Source organism: Nonomuraea sp. NPDC049637, from assembly GCF_040675235.1.
GTDB lineage: Bacteria > Actinomycetota > Actinomycetes > Streptosporangiales > Streptosporangiaceae > Nonomuraea.
Map to the genome: position 1 here is coordinate 25530 of NZ_JBFAOM010000023.1, position 22317 is coordinate 47846.

General features: G+C 70.7%; 20 protein-coding genes. 11 read left to right on the forward strand and 9 right to left on the reverse strand.

Annotated features, from left to right (window positions below):
* Positions 1-40 precede the first annotated feature (40 nt).
* Positions 41-2122: a SpoIIE family protein phosphatase gene (locus AB0J71_RS28635; protein WP_364416878.1), complete on the forward strand. Its 2082-nt coding sequence runs from the start codon at positions 41-43 to the stop codon at positions 2120-2122.
* Between the two features lie 21 nt (positions 2123-2143).
* On the opposite strand, the gene AB0J71_RS28640 is transcribed toward AB0J71_RS28635, so the two are convergent.
* Positions 2144-2917 carry an ABC transporter ATP-binding protein gene (locus AB0J71_RS28640; protein ID WP_352350276.1) on the reverse strand — a complete coding sequence of 258 codons (774 nt, stop codon included), beginning with the start codon at positions 2915-2917 and terminating at the stop codon, positions 2144-2146.
* A 105-nt stretch (positions 2918-3022) separates the two neighbouring features.
* Entirely contained in the window at positions 3023-4315 is a 1293-nt protein-coding gene (locus AB0J71_RS28645) for a flavin-dependent oxidoreductase (protein ID WP_364416880.1), read from the reverse strand.
* Between the two features lie 82 nt (positions 4316-4397).
* Here AB0J71_RS28645 and AB0J71_RS28650 point away from each other — a divergent pair, with 82 nt between their 5' ends.
* Positions 4398-4832, forward strand: coding sequence for a pyridoxamine 5'-phosphate oxidase family protein (locus tag AB0J71_RS28650; RefSeq protein WP_364324477.1), 435 nt, complete (start codon positions 4398-4400; stop codon positions 4830-4832).
* On the opposite strand, the gene AB0J71_RS28655 is transcribed toward AB0J71_RS28650, so the two are convergent.
* Genes AB0J71_RS28655 through AB0J71_RS28665 form a run of 3 tightly spaced genes read right to left on the reverse strand, consistent with a single transcriptional unit; the run spans position 4819 to position 7330 of the window.
* The gene (locus AB0J71_RS28655; RefSeq protein ID WP_352321466.1) at positions 4819-5643 is read right to left on the reverse strand and encodes an ABC transporter permease subunit; all 825 of its coding nucleotides are present in this window, start codon (positions 5641-5643) and stop codon (positions 4819-4821) included. The genes AB0J71_RS28650 and AB0J71_RS28655 overlap by 14 nt on opposite strands.
* On the reverse strand, positions 5640-6458 hold the full coding sequence (locus AB0J71_RS28660; RefSeq protein WP_352321468.1) for an ABC transporter permease subunit: 819 nt from the start codon (positions 6456-6458) through the stop codon (positions 5640-5642). The genes AB0J71_RS28655 and AB0J71_RS28660 overlap by 4 nt, the downstream gene beginning before the upstream one ends.
* The gene (locus AB0J71_RS28665) at positions 6455-7330 is read right to left on the reverse strand and encodes an ABC transporter substrate-binding protein (protein ID WP_364389040.1); all 876 of its coding nucleotides are present in this window, start codon (positions 7328-7330) and stop codon (positions 6455-6457) included. Before AB0J71_RS28665 ends, AB0J71_RS28660 begins: the two co-directional genes overlap by 4 nt.
* A 765-nt stretch (positions 7331-8095) precedes the next feature.
* Between AB0J71_RS28665 and AB0J71_RS28670 the strand changes: the two genes are divergently transcribed.
* The 4 genes from AB0J71_RS28670 (at position 8096) to AB0J71_RS28685 (ending at position 12327) form a co-directional block, all read left to right on the forward strand.
* Positions 8096-10915: a nitrate- and nitrite sensing domain-containing protein gene (locus AB0J71_RS28670; protein WP_364416882.1), complete on the forward strand. Its 2820-nt coding sequence runs from the start codon at positions 8096-8098 to the stop codon at positions 10913-10915.
* Positions 10912-11334: a roadblock/LC7 domain-containing protein gene (locus tag AB0J71_RS28675; RefSeq protein WP_020546542.1), complete on the forward strand. Its 423-nt coding sequence runs from the start codon at positions 10912-10914 to the stop codon at positions 11332-11334. Before AB0J71_RS28670 ends, AB0J71_RS28675 begins: the two co-directional genes overlap by 4 nt.
* 71 nt (positions 11335-11405) lie before the next feature.
* A complete protein-coding gene (locus AB0J71_RS28680) occupies positions 11406-11753 on the forward strand; it encodes a DUF742 domain-containing protein (RefSeq protein ID WP_352350491.1) in 348 nt (115 codons plus the stop codon).
* A 7-nt stretch (positions 11754-11760) separates the two neighbouring features.
* The gene (locus AB0J71_RS28685; protein ID WP_352329408.1) at positions 11761-12327 is read left to right on the forward strand and encodes an ATP/GTP-binding protein; all 567 of its coding nucleotides are present in this window, start codon (positions 11761-11763) and stop codon (positions 12325-12327) included.
* Between the two features lie 25 nt (positions 12328-12352).
* Here the strand turns inward: AB0J71_RS28685 and AB0J71_RS28690 are convergent, their stop codons facing one another.
* The 4 genes from AB0J71_RS28690 to AB0J71_RS28705 are packed head-to-tail and all read right to left on the reverse strand — an operon-like array spanning position 12353 to position 15924.
* Complete coding sequence (locus tag AB0J71_RS28690) at positions 12353-13357, reverse strand: methyltransferase (RefSeq protein WP_364416884.1); 1005 nt, start codon at positions 13355-13357, stop codon at positions 12353-12355.
* Positions 13358-13373: 16 nt separating this feature from the next.
* Entirely contained in the window at positions 13374-14165 is a 792-nt protein-coding gene (locus AB0J71_RS28695; protein WP_352329412.1) for an ABC transporter permease subunit, read from the reverse strand.
* Complete coding sequence (locus AB0J71_RS28700; protein WP_358283732.1) at positions 14162-14938, reverse strand: ABC transporter permease; 777 nt, start codon at positions 14936-14938, stop codon at positions 14162-14164. The genes AB0J71_RS28695 and AB0J71_RS28700 overlap by 4 nt, the downstream gene beginning before the upstream one ends.
* Complete coding sequence (locus tag AB0J71_RS28705) at positions 14938-15924, reverse strand: ABC transporter substrate-binding protein (RefSeq protein WP_352329415.1); 987 nt, start codon at positions 15922-15924, stop codon at positions 14938-14940. Before AB0J71_RS28705 ends, AB0J71_RS28700 begins: the two co-directional genes overlap by 1 nt.
* A gap of 461 nt (positions 15925-16385) precedes the next feature.
* Between AB0J71_RS28705 and AB0J71_RS28710 the strand changes: the two genes are divergently transcribed.
* The 5 genes from AB0J71_RS28710 to ffh are packed head-to-tail and all read left to right on the forward strand — an operon-like array spanning position 16386 to position 22207.
* Positions 16386-19211 carry a nitrate- and nitrite sensing domain-containing protein gene (locus AB0J71_RS28710; protein WP_364416886.1) on the forward strand — a complete coding sequence of 942 codons (2826 nt, stop codon included), beginning with the start codon at positions 16386-16388 and terminating at the stop codon, positions 19209-19211.
* Positions 19208-19630 (forward strand): roadblock/LC7 domain-containing protein, encoded by a 423-nt coding sequence (locus AB0J71_RS28715; protein ID WP_364389029.1) that lies wholly within the window; start codon positions 19208-19210, stop codon positions 19628-19630. The genes AB0J71_RS28710 and AB0J71_RS28715 overlap by 4 nt, the downstream gene beginning before the upstream one ends.
* Positions 19631-19635: 5 nt before the next feature.
* A complete protein-coding gene (locus tag AB0J71_RS28720) occupies positions 19636-20028 on the forward strand; it encodes a DUF742 domain-containing protein (RefSeq protein WP_364389026.1) in 393 nt (130 codons plus the stop codon).
* Positions 20029-20035: 7 nt separating this feature from the next.
* Positions 20036-20596 carry an ATP/GTP-binding protein gene (locus AB0J71_RS28725; RefSeq protein WP_352350493.1) on the forward strand — a complete coding sequence of 187 codons (561 nt, stop codon included), beginning with the start codon at positions 20036-20038 and terminating at the stop codon, positions 20594-20596.
* A 57-nt stretch (positions 20597-20653) separates the two neighbouring features.
* Positions 20654-22207 carry a signal recognition particle protein gene (gene ffh, locus AB0J71_RS28730; RefSeq protein ID WP_352329499.1) on the forward strand — a complete coding sequence of 518 codons (1554 nt, stop codon included), beginning with the start codon at positions 20654-20656 and terminating at the stop codon, positions 22205-22207.
* Positions 22208-22317 lie beyond the last annotated feature (110 nt).

Consider the following 22317-nt stretch of genomic DNA (forward strand, 5'->3'; position numbering starts at 1 on the left):
GCGCCGATGGACGGGCCCCGGGTGGGGAACGAATGACGGCATGTCCACACCTGAGAGTGAGGCGGACCCCACGGCGGTCGTCGTGGCCGACGCCGAGGGCGTCGTGGTCGGCTGGACCCGCGCGGCGCAGCAGCTCTTCGGCCACCGGGCCCCCGACGTGCTCGGCCACGGCCTCGGCCTGCTGCTCGCGCCGGACGACGCGCGATCACCCCTGCGGGCCGGGCCGGAGCACTGGTCGGGGCAGCGGCCGGAGCACTGGCCGGAGGACTGGTCGGGGCAGCGGCCGGAGCACTGGCCGGAGCACTGGTCGGGGCTGCAGGAGATCCGCCGCCGCGACGGCTCCCGGCTGCTCGCGCACGTCGAGGGCGCCCGGCTGCGCGCGCTCGACGGCCGGGCGTCCTGGCTGCTGACCGTCCGGCCGGTGGCCGGCGGCGGCCGTCCGGTGCTGGAGTCGCTGATGAGCCACACGCCCGTCGGCATGGCGATCTGGGACCTCGGCCTGCGCTGCGTCTGGCTGAACGACGCCGCCCGGCGCCTGCGCGTGGTCTTCCCCCACTACGAGGTGGGCCGCGCGCTGACCGATCCGCTGCCCGGCGCCGACACCCGCACCGCCGTGGAGGCCATGCGCAGGGTGCTGGCCGACGGCGTCCCGCAGGTGGACCGCGAGGCGCGCTGGACGTCACCCGACCGGCACGTCGAACGCACCCTGTCGACCTCCCTGTTCCGCCTCGAAGGCGTGGACGGCCGCCCGCTCGGCGTGCACTCCGTCGCCATCGACATCAGCGACAGCCGCGCCCGCGACCGCCTGGCCCTGCTGCGCGCGGCCAGCGTGCGCGTCGGCAGCACCCTGGACGTCTGGAAGACCGCCCAGGAGCTGGCCGACCTGGCCGTGCCGGCGCTGGCCGACTACGTCACCGTGGACCTGGCCGAACAGGTGCTGCCCGACACCGTGCCGTTGCAGCGGCTGGCCGCCACGGCGACGAGCGTGCCGGTGTTCCGCCGGGCGGGGGTGGCCTCGATCCACCAGGGCGTGCCCGAATCGCTCTGGCCGCGTGGGCAGGCGGTGTTCGTGCCGCCGTCGTCGCCGTTCACGGCGGTCCTGGCGTCGGGGCGGGCGCACTTCGAGCCCGTGCTGGACACCTCGCCCGGCACCTGGCTCGACCAGGATCCCGAGCGGGCCAGGGTCATCCGCGCCACCGGCATGCACACGCTGATCATCGTGCCGCTGGCGGCCAGGGGAGAGGTGCTGGGGATCGCGGTGTTCGTCCGCACCGACAACCGGGAGCCGTTCACCAGGGACGACCTGCTGCTCGCCGAGGAGCTGGGCACGCGGGCGGCGCTGAGCCTGGACAACGCGTGGCGTTACACCCGCGAGCGCAACGCGGCGCTCGCCCTCCAGCGCGACCTGCTGCCGCGGAACCTGACCGGCGGCGGCGCGGTGGACCTGGCCACGCGCTACCTGCCCGCCGACGTCCACGAGGGCGTCGGCGGCGACTGGTTCGACGCGATCCCGCTGGGCGGCGGGCGGGTCGCCCTGGTCGTCGGCGACGTGACCGGGCACGGCATCAACGCCGCCGCCACCATGGGACGCCTGCGCACCGCCGTGCGCACCCTCGCCTACGTGGGCCTGCCCCCGGACGAGCTGCTCGCCCACCTCGACGCCCTGGTCGTCCGGCTGGCCGAGGAGGATGCCGACGCCGGCGGCCTGCCACCCGACCTCACCGGCGCCACCTGCCTGTACGTCGTGTACGACCCCGCCACCCGGCGCTGCGCGATGGCGGCGGCCGGCCACCCGCCCCCGGCGATCGTCACCCCGGACGGCGCGGTCACCTTCCCGCGCCCGCCCACCGGCACCCCGATCGGCCTGGGCCTGGGCGACTTCCGCCCGCTCGACCTGGAACTGCGCCCCGGCAGCCTGATCGCGCTCTACACCGACGGCCTGATCGAGACCCGCGAGGCCGACATCGAGGCGGGCATCGACCGCCTGGCTGCCGCGCTGACCGCAGCCGTGACCGCAGCTCCCGGGCTGGACGACTTCTGCACCTCGGTCATCAGCGCCATGACCGGCGACCGGCCACCGGAGGACGACATCGCCCTGCTGGTGGCCCGCACCCGCGGCTGAGACCGCGCGCCCGCCCGCGGGTCAGACGGTGGCGGCGTGGCCGCGCACCAGACGGCCGACCTCGGCGCGCAGGTGCACGAAGTCGGGGTGCTCGCGGGTGGTGATCTGGTCGCGCGGCGCGGGCAGGTCGACCTTGAGGTCGCCGACCACGTGCGCGGGGGCCTTCGACAACACCACGACGCGGTCGCCGACGTAGACGCTCTCGTCGATGTCGTGGGTGATGAGCACGATCGTCATCTGGTGGTGGCCGCGCACCTTCAGCACGAGGTCTTCCAGGTCTTCGCGGGTCTGGGCGTCGACCGAGCCGAACGGCTCGTCCATGAGCATGAGCGAGGGCCGGTAGGCCAGCGCCCGCGCGATCGCCACCCGCTGCTGCATGCCGCCGGAGAGCTGGAACGGGTACTTCTTCTCGGCGCCCTGGAGCCCGACCGACTCCAGCGCCTCCTGGGCGGCCTCGCGGCGCTGCTGCTTGTCCATGCCCCTGCGGCGCAGCGGCAGGGCCACGTTGTCGGCCACCGACATCCACGGGAACAGCGAGCGGCTGTAGTCCTGGAAGACCACCGCCAGGTTGTCGGGGGTCTGCCGCACCAGCTCGCCCTCGACCCTGACCTCGCCGCCCGTCGGCCTGATCAGCCCGGCGATGGAGCGCAGCAGGGTGGACTTCCCGGCCCCCGACGGCCCGACGATGCACAGCAGCTCGCCCGCGGCGACGCTCAGGTTCAGCCCTTCGATGGCGTGGTGAGCGTTGGGGCCACCGCCGCCGTACACGTGGGAGAGGTTCTCGATCTCGAGCATGGATGTCCTAGGGGGCGAGGCCGCGAGCGGAGGACCGACTCGGGAAGCCGGAAATGTCGGTATGGCTCTACGGTGTCGGATCTTACCCTTGAGTCTTCGCGGCTGTCATGGGATGCGTACGCTCCACGACTCCCGCTCGTTCAGCGCCCGGACGTCGGCGTCGGAGATACGCCGCTGCGCCCCGGCCATGGCGGCCAGCTCGGCCTCCGTCAGCACGTCGGCGATGTCGGCGAACCCGTCGGGCGCGCGCTCGGTCACCAGCCCGATCGTATCCTCGATGGGCAACGCCCGATGCGCCAGCACCAGCGCCGACGTGGGCGGACGCCGTTCCTCCTCGTACGCCTTGAGCGCCGTGACCGGGTCCCCGCACGTCGCCAGGCACCGGGCCAGCACCCGCGCGTCGAGCACCGCCTGCGAGCCGCCGTTCGAGCCGATCGGGTACATCGGGTGCGCGGCGTCGCCCAGCAGCGTCACCCGGCCCTCTCCCCAGACGGGCAGCGGGTCGCGGTCCACCATCGGGTACTCCAGGATGCGCGGGGAGGCCGCGAGCAGCCCCTGGACGTCGGCCGGCCGGTACCGCCAGCCGGCGAAGTGCGCGGCCACCTCCTCCAGCCGGCCCTCACGCGACCAGTCGGCCTCCGCGGCGACGCCGGGCTCGGCCACCTTGACCTCGGCCACCCAGTTGACCAGCCGGGGGTTCCTGGCCGAGATGTGGTAGGTGACGAACTTCCCGGCCCGGTTGGAGCCGCCCACCAGCACGGTGGCGCCGTCCAGGACGGGGTCGGCCTCGGCCACCCCGCGCCACATCCTGATGCCCGCCCACAGCAGGGGGTCGTCCGACGGGTGCAGCAGCGCCCGTACCGTGGACTGCACGCCGTCCGCGCCGACGAGCACGTCCACGCGTTCCTCCACGAGCTCGCCGCCCTGCCGGAGCCGCACGAGGACCTCCTCGCCGTCCTGCTCGAAGCCCTCCAGCCGGACGCCCGTCCGCACCGGGACGGCGCGTTCCTCGACCGCGGCCAGCAGCGCCATCTGCAGCTCGCCCCGGTGGATGCTGTACTGCGGCCAGCGGTAGCCGGCCGAGCGCCCGCGCGGCAGCGCCAGGATCACGTTGCCGTGCCGGTCGGCGAAGGTCATGAAGGTCGTCTCCACGCCCAGCGCGGCCAGCTCGCAGGCCAGCCCCAGCTCGGTCAGCTCCCGTACGGCGTGCGGTTGCAGGTTGATCCCGACGCCGAGCGGCCTCAGCGTGGCGGCCGCCTCCACGACCACGCACTCCAGCCCGGCCGCCGCCAGGCTGAGCGCGGTGGTGAGCCCGCCGATCCCGGCGCCCACGACCATCGTCCTCACGTCGCCCCCAGTGGTCTCGATCCGGTCCCACGTGTCCCTGACGGGGAACATGACGATAAGTTTCTCGCCCTTTGCAGGCCGAAGACCAGAGTTATCCCATTAACCTCGTTCCTATCTGGGTGTGAGGTGTGTGATGCGCGGATTCAGTGACGGGGAGTTCGCCTACCTGCTCGAGCACGACCTGGCGCGGCTCGCCACGGCGGGAGCAGGGGGAACGCCGCACGTCGTGCCCGTGCGCATCCATCTCCAGCCGGACCGCGGCATGATCGCGGTCGGCTCCCGCCTGCTGCCCGGCGGCGTGCGTCCCCGGCGGTACCGCCGCGACGTCAGGGACAACCCCGAGGTCTCGCTCGTCGTGGACGACTTCACCGAGGACGGGCCGCGCGGCGTCCTCGTCCAGGGGGTCGGGCGGGTCCACGCCAAGGGCGGTGAACGGCTGAAACCCGGGTACGAGCCGGTGTGGGTGGAGATCATGCCGCTGGCGGTCGCGTCGTGGGGCATCGACTCGGGCGCCTACGAGCCGCCGCGCAGCCGTCCGGTCGCCGCCGGCACGTTCACTGCTCCGTGAGCCGCTGCGCGCCGAGGTGCCAGGCCAGCACCCGCCGTTCGGCCACCAGGAACAGCTCGTTGAGCAGGTAGCCCAGCACGCCGAGCAGCACGATCCCGGCCCACATCGCGGGCAGGTCGAACGTCGAGTACGCGGTGGTGAGCTGGAACCCGATGCCGTTGGAGGCCCCGGGCAGCAGCTCGGCGAAGACCATGACGATCAGCGAGAGCGACAACGACAGCCGCAGCCCGGCGAACATCTTCGGCAGCGCCGACGGCAGGACGACCCGCAGCAGGCGTTCGGTCCTCGACAGCCGGAACACCCGCCCGGTGTCCAGGTGCAGCGGATCGACCGCCCGCGCGCCGTCGGCGGTGTTGAGCAGCACCGGCCACACGACGCTGAACATGATGAACGCCAGCTGCATGCGCAGCCCGAAGCCGAACACCACCAGGAACACGGTGACCAGCGCGGGCGGCGGGATCGCGCGCAGGAACTGCAGCACGCCGTCGAGATAGTCGTAGACCCGCGCCGACAGCCCGAACGCCAGCCCGAGCACCACCCCGGCCACCGCCCCGCCGGCGAACCCGGCGGCCATCCGGCCCAGGCTCGGCAGGACGTCGTCCATCGCCGCGCCGGTCAGGAACAGGCTGCCGGGCGGGCCGGAGAACCACATCTGGTGCATCCGGGCCACGATCGTCGTCGGCGGCGGGAAGAACGAGCTGCCCGCCAGCCGCGTGCCCGCCTCCCAGGCCAGGACCAGCACGGCCAGCACGGCCACCCGGAACGCCGTGCCGCGCGTGCGCCCGCGCGCCGACGGCCCGCGCCCGGTCACGACCCCTCCGTCAGCCGGGCGTGGTGCCAGCGGAAGGCGCGCTGCTCGGCCGCCACCAGCAGCGCGTTGACCAGCACGCCGAACAGCCCCACCCAGAACACCCCGGCCAGGATGTCGGTCATCCTGGCCGGGACCGCGATCCCGGCGAAGAAGATGAACACGCCGATGCCCTCCCCGCGCCCGGCCACGATCTCGGTGCTGACGGTCAGGATGAGCGCCACGGACGCCGCCAGCCGCACGCCCGTGGCGATGAACGGCGCCGCCGACGGCAGGCTGACGCGCAGCAGCACCGACAGCGGGCCGAAGCCGTAGGAGCGCAGGGTCTCCTTGGCCACGGGGTCGACGCCGCGCAGGCCGTACATGGTGTTGTAGAGGATGGGCCACATGGCGGCGTAGAGCACGAGCGTGACGCGGAGCTGCAGGCCGGTGCCGATCACGAGGGCGACCAGCGGGATCAGCGCCACCGAGGGGATCGGCCGCAGGAACTCCACCACCGAGCGGGTGGCGGCGTCGATCACCGGCACGCTGCCGAGCAGCAGCCCGAGCGGCACCGCCACCAGCACCGCCAGGCCGAGCCCGAGGGCCCAGGCCAGCAGGCTGGTGCGGGCGTGGGTCAGGAAGGCCGGATCGGCGAGCAGCGCCAGGCCGCGCCCGACGATCCGCGTGGCCGGCGGCAGCACCTCGGCGTCCACCAGCCCCGACCGGCTCAGCAGCTCGACGAGGACGGCGAAGCCGGCCGCCCCCGCCGCCCGGCGCGACCACCGCGTGGCGGCGCCGGCCGGACGGCGGACGACGCCCGTCGCAGTACTGCTCACCCCGACGTCGTCGGCGACATCAACGTCTTGACGTCGATCTCCTTGCCCAGCCACTTGGCCTCCCACATCCAGTCGGCCACCCGCTGCAGCCGCACCGGGTTGTCGGAGCTGGAGAAGTAGGGGAAGGTGACCGTCGCCGCCGTGGACGCGTCGATCTGCGTGAAGTTCGGCAGCACCTTGGCCACCACCTCACGGTTGTTCTCCATCAGCTTGGCCGCGTTGTGGATGGCCCGCTGGAAGGCCGCCGCGGTCCTCGGGTTCTTCTCGTACCAGTCCTGGGTGCTGATGTATCCCGAGATCGGGAACTCCGCCGCCGGCCCGGAGGCCGGGTCGAGGATCTTGCGCGCGCCCATCGACGAGGTCGCCGCGGTGACCTGCGGCTCGCCCAGGTAGGCGGCGTCGATCTGGCCGCTCTTCCACGAGGCCATGATGTTCTGGAACGTCACGGGGACGTACTTGATCGTGGCGGGGTCGATGTTGTTGGCCTTGAGCACCTGGGTGAGCGCGAGCTCCTGGAAGTTGTGCAGGACGTTGACGTTGATCGTCTTGCCCGCGAGGTCCTTCGGCGTCTTGATGGGGGAGTTGGGCAGCGCCATGATGCTGAGCGAGTCGGGGGCGGCCCGGGAGCCCTCGGCGAGCACGTGGATCTTGATCGCCCCCTTGTCGTGCGCCTGGAACATCGACACGTAGTTGCCGAACATGGCGTCGATCTCGCCGTTGACCAGCATGGGGATCGCCTCGGGGGCGGCCTGGACGACCTGCGGGGTGACGTCGAGACCCTCCTGCTCGAAGAGCTTCTGGTCGATGGCGACGTAGATGGCGGCACTGTCGATGGCGGGCAGGGTGGCGATCTTGAGCTTCGTCTTCTCCAAGGCGCCGCCGCCGCCGTTCGCGGAGGCGGAGGGTGGTGCGCTGGCGGTGGTTGAGCCGCCGGTGCTGCACGCTACGGCGCCTAAAGTCACAGCGAACCCGATGATGGCGGCCTTGGCGGAGCGGCCAAGCCTCATGTCAGGGACTCCCTTCAAGACGTGGAGCCGGGGGGACCGGGTGGCTGAACTGCCCCCGGGGCTGAGTGCCTGACGAACAAGCAGGAATCGACCGTAGCACCACATTGGCAGTCATTATCAAGAAAATGACTCTTGTGGTTGCAATGTCCGTTTGCCGCTCTATCGTAAATAGAGGCGTGAGATGTCTTTGTCCGTTTTGGGAAAGAGGGTGGCGACCGGGGCGTCTGTTACTGGTGGGACAAGCTGATGTGGATCGTTCCGCGGGCGGAAGGGGGCTTGCGGAACACGTTTCGGCTGCCCGTTTTTGCAGGTAAACGGCGGTCTACCAATTTTGTCACAATTTTTGGACAATCCGGGATATAAGCCTCAGAGGGGCACTATAGGTGGTTGGTCCTGACCGGCACCTGTGCTCAAATGGCCCTCATCTCGATTGTACATATTGCCCCACGTGCATTTACCTGCATGGTCTTCGAGAATTCCCCTCCGGGGCGAGAGGTTGCGAGGCAAGTGAGAACGCAGAGCGCTGAAGCTTCCGCTGACCGCGAGCCGCACGGGCACCAGAAGCGACGGCTGCCCAAACCTGCTTCTAACAGGTTCGGATTGGGCAATTGGCACGTACGATCGCGCCTCGTGGCGTTGATCGTCGTGCCCACGGCTGTCGCGGTGGGCCTGGGCGGGCTGAACGTGATCACCTCCCTCAGGGACGCCAACACCTACCAGACACTGAGAGAGGTGGCCGAGCTCAGCGAGCAGCTCGGCGCCGTCACGCACGAACTGGCCTTCGAACGGGACGAGACCGCTCTCTACATCGCCCAAGGCCGTCCGGAGAGCCGCGCGGCCCAGCTCCGCACCACCTACAGCGGGGTCGACAACCTCATCGACGAGGCCAAGGTGCGGGCCGGCGCCCTCACCGACACCCACGCCGACTCCGTACGCCCGGTGCTGCGCCGCCTGGAGGAGATCCAGACCCTGCGCGACACCGCCGTCAAGGGCAAGATCCAGCCGCTGCCGATGATCCAGAAGTACTCCCAGATCATCTCCACCCTCCTGCAGTTCCACGACCAGGTGGGACAGGTCGCGGTGGACGACGACATCTCCCACAGCGCCAGCTCCATGGCGGCCATCGCGCGCGCGAAGGAGCAGGCGTCCAAGCAGCGGGGCATCCTGGCCAGCGCCCTGGACAAGAAGAGCTTCGACAGCGGCGAGCTCGACGCGCTCTCCGACGCCAAGGCGCGCGAGGAGAGCGAGGAGACCCTGTTCGCCACCCTCGCCAGCATCGACCAGCTGGAGCTCTACCGGGACACCGTGGTGGGCAGGGACGTCGACCAGACCGACCTGTTCCGGCTGCGGGCCATGGCCCAGTCCGTCGAGGCCAAGCCCCTGAGCATCGGCGTACGGCCGGACAAGGACGTCGGCACCTGGTTCGACGTCAGCACCGGCAAGATCGACGCCCTGCGCAGCGTGGAGAAGTCGCTGGCCTCCTCGGTCATCCTGCGGGCCCGCGCCCTGGAGGAGGCGGCCAACCGGTCGGCGCTGATCTCCGGCGTGCTCATCATGATCCTGCTGATCGTGGTGCTGATCATCATCACCTTCATCGCCCGCTCGCTCATCCGGCCGCTGCGCCGGCTGCGCGGCGAGGCCCTGGACATCGCCGGCAAACGCCTGCCGGAGACCGTGCGGGCGCTCCGCGAGGCGGGGGACGGCAAGGTCGGGCCCGTCCCGCCGATCGGGGTGGACACCCACGACGAGATCGGCGAGGTGGCCCGCGCCTTCGACGAGGTCCACCGCGAGGCGGTCCGGCTGGCCGGTGAGGAGGCGCGGCTGCGCTCGAACGTCAACGCGATGTTCGTGAACCTGTCGCGGCGCAGTCAGACGCTGGTGGAGCGGCAGATCACCCTGATCGACGGCCTGGAGCAGGGTGAGCAGGACGAGCAGCGGCTCGGCAACCTGTTCAAGCTGGACCACCTGGCCACGCGCATGCGGCGCAACAGCGAGAACCTGCTGGTGCTGGCCGGTCAGGACCCGCCGCGGCGCTGGAGCCAGCCGGTCAAGCTGGTCGACGTCGCCCGCGCCTCCCTGTCGGAGGTCGAGAGCTACGAACGCGTCGTGCTCCAGGTGCCCGACGGCGTGTCGGTGGCCGGCCAGGCCGTCAACGACGTCATCCACCTGCTGGCCGAGCTGGTGGAGAACGCGCTGTCGTTCTCGCCGCGCGAGACCCGGGTGGCGGTGTCGGGCAGCAGGATCGACGGCGGCGGCGTGATGTTGTCGATCACCGACTCCGGCATCGGCATGACCCCCGAGGAGCTGGCCCAGGCCAACGACCGCCTCACCGACTCGCCCAGCGTCGACGTGTCGGTCTCGCGGCGGATGGGCCTGTTCGTGGTCGCCAGGCTGGCCCACCGGCACGGCATCAGGGTGCAGCTCCGTCCGCACAGCTCGGGCGGGCTGACCGCCATGGTGCTCGTCCCGGAGAACATGCTCGGCACGCAGCCGCCCGGGTTCGCGGGCATGCAGCCGGCGGCGGCCGAGAGCACGTCCGGGAGCGAGCCGTACGTGGGGCCGCACGCGGCACCACCGGCCACCGACTGGCCGCCGGTCTCGGCTCCGCCCGAGGCCGACTGGCCCGCGGCCGCCTCCGCCGGCGCCGACTGGCCGCCCGCGCCGCCCGCGCCGGGAGCCGACTGGCCGCAGGCGCCGCTCACCCCGGCGGCCGACTGGCCGCAGGCGCCCCCGGCCGCCGGACAGGACTGGCCGCGGCCCACCTACCAGATGGGCCCCGCGCACCCGTCGTACCCGTCGAACCCGGAGGCGGGGGGCAACTGGCCGCAGTGGCCGTCGTCCGACGGCTGGCCCGACGACCCGCACGGCGGCGGCTTCGACAGCCACGACATCTGGTCGCCGCCGCGCAACAACGGCGATCGCGGGCTGCCCAGGCGTCCCGCGGCCGAGCCCCCGCCGCCCTGGAAGCAGGACGGCCTCCAGCGCCCGCGGCCCGACTTCCCCGAGACCGAGGCGGCGGCCACCGGCCCGATCCCGCCCGTGCCGCCCGCCTCCGCCGGGGACGACTACCTGCCGATCTTCGCCGCCGTCGAGTCGGCCTGGTTCGGGCGCGACGAGGGCGGCTGGGGCTCGACGAAGGCCGACGCCGGCTGGAGCGCGGCCCAGGCGGTGACCGAGCCGGCCCGCGACGGCACGACCGCGGCCGGCCTGCCCAAACGGGTGCCCAAGGCGAACCTGGTGCCGGGCTCGGCCGACACCTCCGCCTCGCCCAAGGGCGTGTCCCCGATGCCCTCGGTCTCGCCGGACCGGGTGCGGAACAGGTTGTCCAGCTTCCAGCAGGGCTTCCGGGCGGCCCGCGACGACATCACCGAGGGCAGGGCGTTCCAGCCGGGCCCTCGTGGCTCCTACAACGGTGAAGCCCACAACAGTGACAGAGAGGAGGGCGCATGAACGACCTGAGCCACGCGGCGCGCGGAGTCGACTGGTTGATCACCGACTTCGTCAGCACGGTCCCCGGTGTGGCACATGCGGTGGTCGTCTCGTCCGACGGGTTGCCGCTTGCGGCCTCGTCGGGCTTCCCGGCTGACCGGGCCGACCAGCTGGCCGCCATCGCGTCGGGACTGGTGAGCCTGACGCAGGGTGCGGCCAGGGTGTTCGAGGGGGGTGCGGTCAACCAGACGATCGTGGAGATGCAGCGCGGGCTGATGCTGATCATGTCGATCAGCGACGGCTCGTGTCTGGCGGTCCTGGCGGCTCCGGACTGTGACATGGGGCTGGTGGCGTACCAGATGACCCTGATGGTCGATCGCGCCGGTCAGGTGCTCACTCCGGCGGTGCGGGCCGAGTTGCGCGCCAGCCAGACCAGGTGATGTAGGTGACGGACCAGAGATGGAACAGCGGCGGCTGGGCGCCTCCGCCCAAGCCACAGCCCCAGTCGCAGCTGCACCCCGACCCCGCCTCACCCGTCCGCCCGTACGCGGTGACGGGTGGGCGGACGGCGCCCAGGGTCAAGCTGGCGATGGAGGCCCTGGTGTCGTCGGCGACCGCCGAGCACCGGGAGTTCTCCCACATCACGCCGGAGTACCAGGCGATCAGCCAGCTGTGCAGGCAGGTCAGGTCCGTGGCCGAGGTGTCGGCGCTGCTGCGGATCCCGCTGGGCGTGGTGCGTGTTCTGATCGCCGACATGGCGGCCGAGGGCCTGGTCCGCGTGCATCAGCCACAGCTGGACGCCGGCAGGCCGGACGTTAATCTGCTCGAAAGGGTGCTCAGTGGACTTCGCAGGCTCTAGCCCCGGCTTGACTTCAACGAAGATCGTGGTGGCCGGCGGTTTCGGGGTGGGCAAGACGACGTTCGTCGGCGCGGTCTCGGAGATCATGCCGTTGACCACCGAGGCGGTGATGACCGACGCCTCCGCGGGGATCGACGACCTGGGCATGACGCCTCTGAAGTCGACCACGACCGTCGCGATGGACTTCGGTCGCGTCTCGCTCGACCGTGACCTGATCCTCTATCTGTTCGGCACGCCGGGCCAGCACCGGTTCTGGTTCATGTGGGACGACCTGGTGCGCGGCGCGATCGGCGCGGTCGTGCTGGTCGACACCCGCCGCCTGGCCGACAGTTTTCCCGCGATCGACTACTTCGAGGAGGCGCAGCTGCCGTTCGTGGTGGGCGTCAACGGCTGGGACGGCCAGTACCCGCACAGCGACGCCGAGGTCCGCGACGCCCTCACGCTGGCCCCCCACATCCCGCTCGTCCGGCTGGACGCCCGCTCCAAGGACTCGGTCAAGAGCGCTCTGATCCACCTGGTCGAGCACGCCCTGTCGATCAGGATGGCGGTGCCGGGCTGGAGCGGCGGCGGCTGATCCGGCCCGCCGCCGCCCCTCGTGCTCAGCGCGACCGGGCCTCGATGAGGCTGGCTCCCGAGCCCAGCTCGACGACCTCGGCCAGGCGCAGGTCCGCCCGGTCGAGCAGCGCCGTGTACTCCTCCCGGCTGCGCTCGGCGCCGCCGTCGAAGATCGCCAGCATCCGCATGTCGATGTCCTTGCCCAGGTGCGGCGCCTCGTCGTCGGGCAGCACCACCTCCAGCACCAGGACGCGGCCGCCGGGGTTCATCGCCCGCCGGACGTTGCGCAGGATCGTGACGGCGTCCTCGTCGTCCCAGTTGTGCAGGACGCTGGCCAGCAGGTAGACGTCGCCGCCCGCCGGCACCTCGGTGAAGAAGTCGCCGGTGACGACCTCGCTCCGCTCGCCCAGCCCCTCGGCGGCCAGCAGCTCCCTGGCCCGGTCGGCCACGTGCTCCAGGTCGAACAGGATGCCGCGCATGTCCGGGTTGGCGTGCAGGACCGTGGCCAGGATGTGGCCCTTGCCGCCGGCCACGTCCACCATGGTCGCGGTGGCCGGGAAGTCGTACCGCTTGGCCAGGCCCTCGGTGAAGGGGATCGCGCGGGCGGTCATGTAGTCGTCGAACAGCTTGCCCGCCCCCGGGTTGGCCGCCAGGTAGTCGTACAGGTGGCCGTAGCGGGCGGCGAAGGCCGAGCCGCCGTCGCGGACGGTCGCGGGCAGGTTGCCCATGGCGTGCCAGAAGCCCTCCTCGCCGAGCATCCGGATCGACGAGCGCACCGAGTCCGGCACGTCCGACCGCAGCGCCGTGCCGCGCTCGGTCAGGTCGAAGGTGTCCGGCCCGGCGCCGCGGACCACGCCCATCCCGGCCAGCTCGCGCAGCACGCGGCGCAGCCTGGGGGCGTCGGCCTCGCAGCGGGCGGCCAGGTCGGCGGTGGTGAGCGGACCGTGGGCGAGATGGTCGGCCAGGCCGAGCTCCGCCATGGTCAGCAGAGCGGCGAAGCGCGAGATGTCGGCCACGGCCCCCCAGAGGAGGTCATCCGAGTGCGGCATGGGGTCCTTCCAGAAGTCAGACGTTGCGGTTGGCCTGCCGGTGCCACACCAGCAGGCGGCGCTCGGCCAGCACGAACAGCGAGTTCACCAGGTAGCCGAGGATGCCGAGCAGGGCGATCGCGGCCCACACGCCCGGCCCGTCGAAGCTGCGCTGGGCCTGCAGGAGCTGGTAGCCGATGCCGTCCGTGCTGCCGAACAGCTCGGAGATCACCATGAGGATCAGCGCCAGCGACAGGCTCAGCCGCAGCCCGGCGAAGATCTTCGGCGAGGCGGCGGGGAGCACGACCACGCGCAGGCGCTGTGCCTTGGACAGGCCGAACACGGTGGCGGTCTCGGTGTAGGTGCGGTCCACGGCCCGGACGCCCTCGATCGTGTTGAGCAGCACCGGCCAGATCACGCCGAACACGATCGTGGCGAGCTGCATGCTGAGCTGCGCGTGCTCGGTGCGCGCGAACAGCGCGACGAACAGCGGCAGCAGCAGCGGCGGCGGGATCGCCCGGCCGAACTCGAACAGCGCGTCCACGTAGTCGGTGGCCGCCTTGGAACGGCCGAGCGCCACGCCGAGCAGCACCCCGAGCAGCGAGGCCAGGATCCAGCCGCTGAACATGCGGCCGAGGCTGGGCAGGATGTTGCCGATCGCGTCCTCGGTGAGGAACAGGTGGGAGACGGGCCCGGAGAACCACATCTGGTACATGCTGGTGACGATGGTGAGCGGCGGCGGGAAGTCGCTGTCGTCGATGAGCCGCCCGAGCAGCTCCCAGACGACCAGCACCACCGGCACCACCCACAGCCTGGACAGCCGCCTCACGACTCCGACGCTCCCATCCGGACGCGGTGCCAGCGGAACAGCCGCCGCTCGCCGGCCAGCAGGACGAGGTTCGCGAACACCCCGAACGCCCCGGCCCAGAACGTCGCCGCCATGATCAGGTCCATCCGGTTGCCGCTGCCCGCCTGGATCGTGTAGACGCCGATCCCGGCCGTGCCGCCGGCCAGCAGCTCGGCGCTGACCGCGAGCACGAGCGCGATGCCGGCCGCGATCCTGATGCCGGTCGCGACGAACGGGGCGGCGCTCGGCAGGCTGACCCGGGCCAGCACGGCCAGGCGGCCGAAGCCGAAGCTGCGCAGGGACTCCTTGGCCAGCGGGTCCACGTCCTGCATGCCGTACAGGGTGTTGATCAGGATCGGCCACATGGACGCGTACACGATGACCGAGACCTTCATCAGGCCGTCCACCGGGATCAGCAGGATCGCCAGCGGGATGATCGCCACCGAGGGGATCGGGCGCATGAACTCCAGCAGCGGCCGGATCGCCCGCTCCACCGGCGGCACCGCCCCCAGCAGCACGCCCAGCGGCACGGCCACGACGATGGCGGCGAGCAGGCCGAGCGCCCAGTTGGTGAGGGTGGTGACCAGGCCCTCCGTGAACACCGGGTCGGCGAGCAGGCGCACGGCTTCGTACAGGATCACGGAGGGCGCCGGGAAGATCACGCCGTCGCTGAGCGCGAAACGGATGACCAGCTCACCGGCGATGAGGAACCCCGCGGCGCCGGCGGCGCCGCGGAGCAGACGCGCGGTGTTCATCAGCTTGCAGGGGCGGCGATGACCGACTTCACGTCGACCGGGCTGGTGAGGTACTTGTACTCCAGCATCAGGTCGGCGACCTTCTGCAGCCGGTTCTCGTTCAGCTCGCTCGGGTACGTGCCGAGCGTGATCACCGAGGCCGTCTTGGCGTCGATCTTGGTGTACTTCGGCAGCGTCTCCTCGATGACCTTGCGGTCACTGGAGGCGAGCTGCTGCGCCTTGGCGATGGCCCGCTGGAAGGCGGCCAGCGTCTTCGGGTACTTCTGCACCCAGTCCTCGGTGGCCATCCAGCCGGCGATGGGGAAGTCCTCCGTCTGGCCGGTCATGGTGTCGGCGAGCTTGCGGAAGCCGAAGGTGCTCTGGTTGGCGGTGATGAAGGGCTCGGTCATCCAGCCCGCGTCCGCCTGCCCGGTGTTGATCGCGTTGCCCTGCTCCGGGAACGGCTTCTCCACGAACTTGACGTCGGTGTCGGCCAGACCGGCCACCTTGAGCTGCGTCTCCACGGCCAGGGTGGCGATGTTCTTGAGGTTGTTGACGTAGATCGTCTTGCCCTTGAGGTCAGACACCGTCTTGATGGGGGAGTCCTTGGGCACCATGATGTTGAACGTGTTAGGCGCGGCCTGGTACATGTCCGCGACCAGCTTGATCTTCTTGCCCTTGCTCACCGCGAGGAAGGTCGAGACGTAGTTGGTCTGCGAGATGTCGAGCGCGCCGCTCTCGATCTGCGGCAACGCCGCCGCGCCACCGGTGATGGTGACCGGCTCGACGGTCAGTCCCTCTTCCTTGAAGAAGCCCTTTTCGTTGGCAAGATAGACCGACACAACGTCGGGCACGGGGAGGGCGCCGACCTTGATGGTGGTCTTCTCCAGGCCCTTGCTGTTGGCCGAGCTCTTCGCGGTCTCGCCGCTGCCTCCGCCGCAGCCGGCAAGGGTGAGCGCCAGAGCCACGCCGACGACAATGGCGTGACCGCGCATAGTGCGTGTCATGGGGGGTTCTCCTACCAGGGGGAAGTTCCGGAGATCGGCACGGGATGCCGGGCGTGAAGCGTACCGGAGCCGACTTCGGATCTACAGCGCTATGCCGCGTATATGTAGGTTTATCGCGAAAATATGACAAATCAGCGTTATAGATGTAAATCTGGAGATTAAGTATGCTTAGTGGTGATTTGTCCGTATTGGGGCGGTGGTTGCGCTCCGTGTGCACTGGTATGCGACGTGAAGGGAGTGCGATGTGGAACGGTTGAAAACCACCGAAACGTTGGCCTAAGTATGAGGTTTGTGCTCAAATTGGGCCTCGAACTTGCCTGCGATCACTCGTCCGCGTGACGAAGCCGCTGATTCCCCCTGAAGCAGGCCATGGCGAGAGGTTGCCACCAGTGAGGACAACAACGACCGGATCCGGTCGTGGCAGGGCTCCGGACGCCCCGGAAAAGGCCGCGGACGGCGAGGTGCAGCCGGCCCACCCGCCCAAGGCGGGCAGCCCGTTCGCCCTGCGCAACTGGCGCGTGCGTACCCGCCTCATCGCCCTCATCGCCATTCCCACGCTCGTCGCCGTCGTCCTCGGCGCCCTGCGGGTCACGACGTCGATCAACAGCGCGCAGCAGTACCAGGACATCAGCAGCGTGGGGACCCTGGTCGCCCAGCTCGGCGAGCTCTCCCGCGACCTCGGGCTCGAACGCGACCTGGCCACCCGCCACGTCGCCACCAACCGCGGAGCCTCCGACGAGCAGCGGTTGAAGAGCCAGCACGAGATCGTCGACAAGCGCATCGCCAGCACCCTCGAGGCGGGGAAGAAGTCCGAAACGTCGCTGTCCGACCTCGGCAGGAAGTCCCTCGACCACATTCGGATCCGGCTCGGCCAGATCCCCACGATGCGCAAGGCCGTCGCCGAGACCAAGCTCGGCCCGCTGCCCACCAGCGAGAAGTACTCCGAGGTCATCGCCGAGCTGCTGCAGCTCTACGACGAGCTCGGCCAGGGCTCCACGGACGAGGAGATCATCGCCACCAGCGCGGCCCTGCGCGCCGTCGCCCGCGCCGAGGAGGAGGCCTCCAAGCAGCGCGGCCTGCTGACCAGCGCCCTGATCAGGGGCTCGTTCGAGGAACCGGAGTACAACGCCTTCCTCGACGCCCGCTCCCGCCGCAACAGCGAGCGCGACTCCTTCCGCGCCGTCGCCACGCCCGCGCAGCGCCAGTTCTACGACAACACCGTCGCCAGCCTGAAGATCGGCCGAGCCGAGTTCTACGCCAGCCGCGCGGTGCTGCTGCACAACGCCAACCAGTCCCTGCGCCGGCTCGACACCTCGACCAGGGACGACACCGACCAGTGGTTCCAGTCCATCACCGAGACCGTCGAGCGCCTGCACACCGTGCAGAAGTCGCTGTCGGAGCAGATCGCCACCCGAAGCGCCGACATCGCCAGCAGCGACCGGCAGCTCGCCGCGATCAACATCGGCGTCGTGGTGGGCCTGCTCGTCCTGGTCCTCGCGATCACCGCCCTGATGGCCGGCTCGCTGGTGCGTCCGCTGCGCCGCCTGCGCTCGGACGCCCTGAAGATCGCCGGCCAGACGCTGCCCGACCTGGTCCGGCAGCTGCGCAACACCGACGTCAGCCCGGAACAGCTCCAGGTCCCGCCGATCGAGGTCAACTCCAAGGACGAGATCGGTGAAGTCGCCCGCGCCTTCGACGAGGTCCACCGCGAAGCCGTCCGGCTGGCCGGCGAGGAGTCCAGGCTCCGCTCGAACGTCAACGCGATGTTCGTGAACCTGTCGCGGCGCAGTCAGACGCTGGTGGAGCGGCAGATCACCCTGATCGACGGTCTGGAGCAGGGTGAGCAGGACGAGCAGCGGCTCGGCAACCTGTTCAAGCTGGACCACCTGGCCACGCGTATGCGGCGCAACAGTGAGAACCTGCTGGTGCTGGCCGGTCAGGACCCGCCGCGGCGCTGGAGCCAGCCGGTCAAGCTGGTCGACGTCGCCCGCGCCTCCCTGTCGGAGGTCGAGAACTACGAGCGCGTCGTCCTGGAGGTCCCCGAGGGCGTCTCCATCGCCGGCCAGGCCGTCAACGACGTCATCCACCTGCTGGCCGAGCTCATCGAGAACGCGCTGTCGTTCTCCCCGCGCGAGACCCGCGTCCCCGTCTCCGGCAGCAGGATCGACGGCGGCGGGATCATGCTCTCCATCAGCGACTCCGGCATCGGCATGACCGGCGAGGAACTGGTCCAGGCCAACGAGCGCCTGACCGACGCCCCCACCGTGGACGTGTCGGTCTCCCGTCGCATGGGCCTGTTCGTGGTCGCCAGGCTCGCCCACCGGCACGGCATCAGGGTGCAGCTGCGCCCGCACGGCTCCGGCGGCCTGACTGCGATGGTCCTCATCCCCGAGACGCTGCTCGGCGCGCAGCCCGCCGCGGTCGCCGGCGCCGGCGGCAACACCGCCGCCCCGACCGCCCGCGAGGACGCCTTCGCCGCCTCCCAGCCCGCCGCCGGGGCCCAGCAGTGGCCCGGCGCCTCGGGCTTCGGGCTCGCCCCCGGGCACCCGTCCTACCCCTCGTACCCGTCCGAGCCGGCCGGCGGGTCGTGGCCGTCGATGCCGAACTCGCTGCCGTCCTCGATGCAGTCCTCCATGCCGTCCGCGATGCCGTCCGCGATGCCGCAGTGGCCCTCGACGGAGTCGACGAACACCGGCTCCGACTGGCTGCCGGACTCGTCGTCCGACGTCTGGGTGTCCTCGCGGGGGCCGGTCACCGGGGAGCACGCGCCGCCGCAGCGCGGCCTGCCCCCCGAGGAGCCCCGCCCCTGGTCGGCTCCTCCGCAGGAGACGTCGCCCGCCTCCAAGTACGACTACCCCGAGACCGAGTCGGCGGCGACCGGCCCGATCCCCGTCGTCAAGCCCGCCTCCGGCGGGGACGAATACCTGCCGATCTTCGCCGCGGTGGAGTCGGCCTGGTTCGACCAGGGCGAGCCGAGCGCCACCTGGGGCTCGGCCAAGGCCGACGCCGGCTGGAACGCGGCGGCCTCCGTGGTGGAGCCCGTACGCGACGGCTCGACGGCGGCCGGGCTGCCCAAGCGGGTGCCCAAGGCCAACCTGGTGCCCGGATCGGCGGACACCGCGTCCGCGCCCAAGGGCGTGGCTCCCATGCCGTCGGTCTCGCCGGACCGGGTGCGCAGCAGGTTGTCGAGCTTCCAGCAGGGCTTCCGAGCAGCGCGTGACGACATCAGCGAGGGCAGGACCTACCAATCCGGCCCGAGGAACGACAGTAGGGAGGAGGGCGCGTGAATGACCTGAGCCACTCGGCGCGCGGAGTCGACTGGTTGATCACCGACTTCGTCAGTACCGTCCCGGGGGTCGCGCACGCGGTGGTCGTGTCATCCGACGGATTGCCGCTCGCGGCATCGTCGGGTTTCCCGCCTGACCGGGCCGACCAGCTGGCCGCCATCGCGTCGGGACTGGTGAGTCTCACGCAGGGTGCGGCCAGGGTCTTCGAAGGCGGTGCGGTCAACCAGACGATCGTGGAGATGCAGCGCGGGCTGATGCTGATCATGTCGATCAGCGACGGCTCGTGTCTGGCGGTCCTGGCGGCTCCCGACTGCGACATGGGGCTGGTGGCGTACCAGATGACCTTGATGGTGGATCGCGCCGGTCAGGTGCTGACCCCGGCGGTGCGCGCGGAGCTGCGCGCCAGCCAGACCAGGTGATGTAGGTGACGGATTCCTGGAACAGCGGTGGTTGGGAGCCCCAGCCGCCGGTCAGCTCGGACCCGGCCTCGCCGGTTCGCCCGTACGCGGTGACGGGCGGGCGTACCGCGCCCAAGGTCAAGCTGGCCATGGAGGCCCTGGTCTCGTCGGCTACGGCCGAACACCGGGAGTTCTCCCACATCACTCCCGAGTACAAGGCGATCAGCCAGCTCTGCCGTCAGGTGCGGTCGGTCGCCGAGGTGTCGGCGCTGCTGCGGATCCCGCTCGGTGTGGTGCGTGTTCTGATCGCCGACATGGCGGCCGAGGGCCTGGTACGGGTGCATCAGCCTGCGCTGGAGGCGGGTAGGCCGGACGTCAACCTGCTGGAAAGGGTGCTCAGTGGACTTCGCAGGCTCTAGCCCCGGTCTGACCTCGACGAAGATCGTGGTGGCCGGCGGCTTCGGCGTGGGCAAGACGACGTTCGTCGGCGCGGTCTCGGAGATCATGCCGCTCACGACGGAGGCCGTCATGACGGACGCCTCCGCCGGCATCGACGACCTGGGCATGACGCCGCTGAAGTCGACCACGACCGTCGCGATGGACTTCGGCCGCGTCTCGCTCGACCGCGACCTGATCCTGTACCTGTTCGGCACGCCCGGACAGCACCGGTTCTGGTTCATGTGGGACGACCTGGTCCGCGGCGCCATCGGCGCGGTCGTGCTGGTCGACACCCGCCGCCTGGCCGACAGCTTCCCCGCGATCGACTATTTCGAGGAGGCGCAACTCCCCTTCATCGTGGGGATCAACGGCTGGGACGGCACGTACGCCCACAGCGACGCCGAGGTCCGCGACGCCCTCACGCTGGCCCCCCACATCCCGCTGGTGCGTCTCGACGCCCGCCAGAAGGACTCGGTCAAAAGCGCCCTGATCAACCTCGTCGAGCACGCGTTGACCGTCCGGATGGCCGTGCCAGGCTGGAGCGGCTAGGAGAGCGGATAGGCTGAAGTCTTAGACGTACATTCGCTTCGAGGACTGGCCAACCACGTGTTCGAGACGCTTTCCGACCGGCTGACATCGGTCTTCTCCTCCCTCCGATCCAAGGGTCGGCTGTCCGACGCCGACATCGACGCCACCACCCGCGAGATCCGCATCGCCCTGCTCGAGGCCGATGTCGCGCTCCCGGTGGTCAAGGCGTTCGTCGCCCAGGTCAAGGAGCGCGCCCGCGGCGCCGAGGTCTCCCAGGCGCTCAACCCGGCGCAGCAGGTCGTCAAGATCGTCAATGACGAGCTGATCGAGATCCTCGGCGGCGAGACCCGCAGGCTCCGCTTCGCCAAGACCGCGCCGACCGTCGTCATGCTCGCGGGTCTCCAGGGCGCCGGTAAGACCACCCTGGCCGGCAAGCTGGCCCGGTGGCTGCGCGAGCAGGGCCACGCGCCCCTGCTGGTCGCCGCCGACCTCCAGCGGCCCAACGCCGTGCAGCAGCTCCAGGTCGTGGGCGAGCGCGCCCAGGTCGCCGTCTTCGCGCCCGAGCCGGGCAGCGGCGTCGGCGACCCGGTCGACGTCGCCCGCCGCTCGATCGACGAGGCCCGGCGGCTCAACCACGACATCGTCATCATCGACACCGCCGGTCGCCTGGGCATCGACCAGGAGATGATGAAGCAGGCCGCCGACATCCGCGACGCGGTCCGCCCCGACGAGGTCCTGTTCGTGGTCGACGCCATGATCGGCCAGGACGCCGTCACCACGGCCCAGGCGTTCATGGACGGCGTCGGCTTCGACGGCGTCGTGCTGACCAAGCTCGACGGCGACGCCCGCGGCGGCGCCGCGCTGTCGGTGCGGCACATCACCGGCCGCCCGATCATGTTCGCCTCCACCGGCGAGAAGCTGGAAGACTTCGACGCCTTCCACCCCGACCGGATGGCCTCCCGCATCCTCGACATGGGTGACATCCTCACCCTGATCGAGCAGGCGCAGAAGACGTTCGACGAGGAGCAGGCCGCCAAGATGGCGGGCAAGCTCACCTCGGGCGAGAACTTCACGCTCGACGACTTCCTCGAGCAGATGATGATGGTCCAGAAGATGGGCCCCATCAAGAACCTGCTCGGCATGATGCCCGGCATGGGGCAGATGCGCGACCAGCTCAACTCCATCGACGACCGCGACCTCGACCGCATCGCCGCCATCATCCGCTCGATGACGCCCGGCGAGCGGCAGGACCCGAAGATCATCAACGGCTCCCGCCGCGCCCGCATCGCCGCCGGCTCCGGCGTCACGGTCAGCGCCGTGAGCAACCTCGTCACGCGCTTCTTCGAGGCGCAGAAGATGATGAAGCGGGTGGCCGGGGGCATGGGGCTGCCGGGCATGCCCGGGGGGCGCGGGAAGGCGTCCAAGGCCCAGAAGAAGGCCAAGAAGGGGCGGCGCGTCAGCGGCGACCCGCGCAAGGCGGGCCTGGAGAAGTCGGCGTCATCCTCGCCCGACGGCGAGGGCGGCGCGCCCAAGGCCGGGGGAGTGCTGGGGAACCTGGGCGGCAAGCTGCCGCCGGGCCTCGAACTGCCGCCGGGCTTCGACCCGTCGAAGCTGAAGCTGCCCGGGCAGTAACAGCGCCGACCGGGGCGGGCACGACACTTGACCCGCCCGCCCCACCCGGCCCGCCCGCACGTCCGCCCGGCTCGGCGGCACGCCTGCCACGTCCGCCGCGTCCGCCTGCG

Excerpts from the sequence above, each read along its gene's own strand:
- AB0J71_RS28645 (WP_364416880.1), bottom strand. The coding sequence starts at position 4,315 with ATGTTCCCCGTCAGGGACACGTGGGACCGGATCGAGACCACTGGGGGC.
- AB0J71_RS28705 (WP_352329415.1), bottom strand. The coding sequence starts at position 15,924 with ATGACACGCACTATGCGCGGTCACGCCATTGTCGTCGGCGTGGCTCTG.
- AB0J71_RS28635 (WP_364416878.1), top strand. The coding sequence starts at position 41 with ATGTCCACACCTGAGAGTGAGGCGGACCCCACGGCGGTCGTCGTGGCC.
- AB0J71_RS28700 (WP_358283732.1), bottom strand. The coding sequence starts at position 14,938 with ATGAACACCGCGCGTCTGCTCCGCGGCGCCGCCGGCGCCGCGGGGTTC.
- AB0J71_RS28690 (WP_364416884.1), bottom strand. The coding sequence starts at position 13,357 with ATGCCGCACTCGGATGACCTCCTCTGGGGGGCCGTGGCCGACATCTCG.
- AB0J71_RS28640 (WP_352350276.1), bottom strand. The coding sequence starts at position 2,917 with ATGCTCGAGATCGAGAACCTCTCCCACGTGTACGGCGGCGGTGGCCCC.
- AB0J71_RS28675 (WP_020546542.1), top strand. The coding sequence starts at position 10,912 with ATGAACGACCTGAGCCACGCGGCGCGCGGAGTCGACTGGTTGATCACC.
- AB0J71_RS28650 (WP_364324477.1), top strand. The coding sequence starts at position 4,398 with ATGCGCGGATTCAGTGACGGGGAGTTCGCCTACCTGCTCGAGCACGAC.